Origin of the sequence: Ideonella azotifigens (assembly GCF_006519715.1) — a bacterium.
In the GTDB taxonomy this organism is placed as follows: domain Bacteria; phylum Pseudomonadota; class Gammaproteobacteria; order Burkholderiales; family Burkholderiaceae_C; genus Ideonella; species Ideonella azotifigens.
The window spans coordinates 1-2374 of the sequence record NZ_VIDT01000771.1 but is presented as its reverse complement, the minus strand read 5'-3'; the positions used below and the strand labels follow the sequence as shown (position 1 = coordinate 2374).

At 70.6% G+C, this 2374-nt stretch carries 3 protein-coding genes; 1 reads left to right on the top strand and 2 read right to left on the bottom strand.

Annotation, left to right across the window (positions count from 1 at the left end; genetic code table 11):
* Positions 1 to 951 (top strand): tryptophan 7-halogenase (locus tag FKP22_RS27460; protein ID WP_141291143.1); only part of this gene is annotated, 951 nt, incomplete at its 5' end.
* On the opposite strand, the gene FKP22_RS27455 is transcribed toward FKP22_RS27460, so the two are convergent.
* Positions 935 to 2074, bottom strand: coding sequence for a LacI family DNA-binding transcriptional regulator (locus FKP22_RS27455; RefSeq protein WP_141291142.1), 1140 nt, complete (start codon positions 2072 to 2074; stop codon positions 935 to 937). The two genes, FKP22_RS27460 and FKP22_RS27455, sit on opposite strands and share 17 nt — an antisense overlap.
* 90 nt (positions 2075 to 2164) lie before the next feature.
* Positions 2165 to 2374 (bottom strand): hypothetical protein (locus FKP22_RS32875; RefSeq protein WP_170201122.1); only part of this gene is annotated, 210 nt, incomplete at its 5' end.

Genomic DNA, 2374 nt, shown 5'->3' with positions numbered 1-2374 from the left:
ACCCGCTGCGGCCAGCAGCTGGAGGCGGACCTGTACATCGACTGCAGCGGCCTGCGCGCCGAGCTGATCGGCCGCAGCCTGGGCGTGCCGCTGAAGTCGGTGAGCGACCAGCTGTTCGTCGACAGCGCGCTGGCGCTGCAACTGCCCTACCCCGCAGCCGACGTTCCGATTGCCTCCTGCACCATCTCCGCGGCGCAGGAAGCCGGCTGGATCTGGGACATCGGCCTGCAGGAGCGCCGCGGCATCGGCCATGTCTTCTCCAGCCGCCACACCGACGCCACGCAGGCCGAGCGGGTGCTGCGCGCCTATGCCGGCCCCACGGCGGACGGACTGCCGGTGCGCTCGCTGCAGTTGCCGCTGGGCTACCGTGAACTGCAGTGGCAGCACAACTGCGTGGCCGTGGGCCTGTCCAGCGGCTTCCTGGAGCCGCTGGAGGCCTCGGGCATCGGCCTGATCGAGACGGCCGCCTACCTGATCGCCCACCTGTTCCCGTACGACGGACAGATGGCCCCGGTGGCGCGGCATTTCAACCAGTTCATGCGCCAGCGCTACGAGCGCATCGTCGACTTCATCAAGCTGCACTACGGCCTCAGCCAGCGCGAGGACAGCGCCTTCTGGCGCGACAACCGCGACCCCGCCAGCTTCAGCCCGCACCTGCGCGAACAACTGACCATGTGGCGCTGCCGCCCGCCGCACCGGCTGGACTTCATCACCGACGTGGAGATGTACCCGCCGTCCAGCTGGCAGTACGTGCTCTACGGCATGGGCTTCGAGACCGAGCGCCACGCGGCCTGGCAAGCGGGCCAGCCGCTCGCGGCGGCCTCGGCCGAGATGCGCCAGTTGCGCTCGCTGGCACCACATGCAGTGGCCGACCTGCCAGACCACCGGGCCCTGGTGACGGCGCTGTGCGGGCGTGCCGCCGAGCGCGAGCCAGTCAACGTGCGCGCTTGACCGCTGCCTTAGTGCCGGCCTTCGAAGCGGCCCTCGCCGCTGGCCGTGGCGCGGCTTGCGGCGCAAGCCCAAGCTCTGCCTTGCCGCCAGGGGCGCTGGTCGAGTCGCGCACCACCAGTTCATAAGGCAGGACCCGGTGCGGCGGACCGGTCTCGCCATCGTCATGGCGCGACACGGTGAGCATCTGCACCGCCTCGTGCGCCATCTCGTTCATCGGCTGCCGCACGGTGGTCAGCGGCGGCCAGACCAGGCTGGCTGCGGCGGAGTCGTCGAACCCGGCGATGGACAGGTCGTCCGGCACGATCTGCCCCAGGCGCTGGGCGGCCGCCAGCACGCCCAGCGCCATGTCGTCATTGCCGGCAAAGACGGCGGTCGGCCGCTGCCTGCGACTGAGCAGGTGGTGCGCTGCGTCAACGCCCGAGTCGAAGCAGAAGTCGCCGCGGTAGACCATCTCGGGGTCCACGGCCAGGCGGTGGGCCTTCATCGCCCGCAGGTAGCCCTGGTAACGCAGGCCGGACGCGGCCTGGTTCTTCGGCCCCTGGATGAAGGCAATGCGGCGATGGCCCAGGCTGATCAATAGGTTGGTGATCTCCTCGGCCGCACGGGTGTCGTCCATGCGCACGCTGGGCATGTCCGGCAGGTCGCGGGCGGGGGAGATCAGCACGCAGGGCGTGGCGCTGTCGCGCAGCGCTGCCAGCACCTGCGGGTTGTCGCACAGCGGCGGCGTCAGGATCATGCCGTCGGGCCGCAAGGCCCAGACCATGCGATCCACCTGCTCTGCCAGGTCCGGCGCGTCGTCATGCAGGGACTCCACCACCAGGTGATAGCCGGCCTCGCGGCAACGCAGCGTGGCGCCCTGCTGCACCCCGCCGACGAAGGCCGCGCTCGGATCGTAGTAAAGCAGCCCGATCAGGAAGGAGCGGGCACCGGCCAGGCTGCGGGCCGACTGCTTGGGCCGGTAGTTGAGCTCGGCCACGGCCCGCTGCACCGCCTCGCGGGTGTCTTCCCGCACCCCAGGCTCCTGGTTGACCACGCGCGAAACCGTCTTGATCGAAACCTGGGCCAGGCGGGCCACGTCATGGATGGTGGCGGTCGCGGTGCTGCGCTTGTTCACGGAAGGCATGCCTTGGAATGGAAGGGACGCATTCACTGTGCCACAGCGCGAGCCCGGGGGTGGCCGGGGGTGGCCGGCTGTTGCGCGGCGCGGAACAGCTCAGCGCGGCGGTAGGCGGCCTGGATCTTCCTCGACGTCCAGCGGACTGGCGGGCACCGCGCGGCCCATCTGCAATCGCCGGTCACGCCGCCGGTCCCATTGCTCGCGGCGGCGCTGGTAACTGCCCATCAGCGGCGTGGCCGAGACGCCGTGCACGCCGATGGACAGCGCAATGCAGGCCAGCGTGGCCGACACCAGCCGCTCGGCGGC